The following is a 902-nucleotide window of genomic DNA, read 5'->3' as shown; positions in this document are numbered from 1 at the left end:
GAAGGCGCTCGAAGGCCAGATGGCGCAGAGCCAGAAGATGCAGGCGGTCGGCCAGCTCGCCGGCGGCATCGCACACGACTTCAACAATGTGCTGACCGCCATCATCATGGCGTCGGACCTGCTCTTGACCAACCACCGCCCGTCGGATCCGTCCTTCCCCGACATCATGAACATCAAGCAGAATGCCAACCGCGCGGCTTCGCTGGTCAGGCAGCTTCTCGCCTTCTCGCGCAAGCAGACCCTGCGCCCGGAAGTGCTGAACCTGACCGATGTTCTGGCCGACCTCAGGATGCTGCTCGCCCGTCTGGTCGGCAACGACATCAAGCTGAAGATCGACCACGGTCGCGATCTCTGGCCGGTCAAGGTCGATATCGGGCAGTTCGAGCAGGTGGTGGTGAACCTTGCCGTCAACGCGCGCGACGCGATGCCGGCGGGCGGCGACCTTGCGGTGCGCACCCGCAACGTCACAGCCGAGGAATGCAAGAGCTTCTCATACCGCGAGCTTACCCCGGCCGACTACGTGGTGGTCGAGATCGAGGATACCGGCACCGGCATCGCGCCGGATGTGCTGAAGAAGATATTCGAACCCTTCTTCACCACCAAGGAAGTCGGCAAGGGCACCGGCCTCGGCCTGTCGATGGTCTATGGCATCATCAAGCAGACGGGCGGGTTCATCTTCTGTGATTCGGAAGTTGGCAAGGGCACGGTATTCCGCATCTTCCTGCCGCGCCTCATCGCGGAAGTGAAGCCGGCGAGCGAAGCGGGCGAGGCGCCGGCGGCGCCAGTGAAACCGGCGGAGACGGCCAAGGACCTGTCGGGTTCGGCGACTGTGCTGCTCGTCGAGGACGAAGACGCCGTTCGCATGGGCGGCATGCGGGCACTGACATCGCGCGGCTATACCG

General features: G+C 63.9%; 1 protein-coding gene. It reads left to right on the top strand.

The genetic code is table 11. The features are described from left to right. Positions 1-902: ATP-binding protein (locus EOA33_RS36995; RefSeq protein WP_245482581.1), on the top strand; the 902-nt coding region annotated here is incomplete at both ends.

Origin of the sequence: Mesorhizobium sp. M4A.F.Ca.ET.050.02.1.1, assembly GCF_003997725.1 — a bacterium.
Lineage (GTDB): Bacteria > Pseudomonadota > Alphaproteobacteria > Rhizobiales > Rhizobiaceae > Mesorhizobium.
Note: the sequence above shows the minus strand (reverse complement) of the source record. Positions and strands in the feature narration are given on the sequence as shown.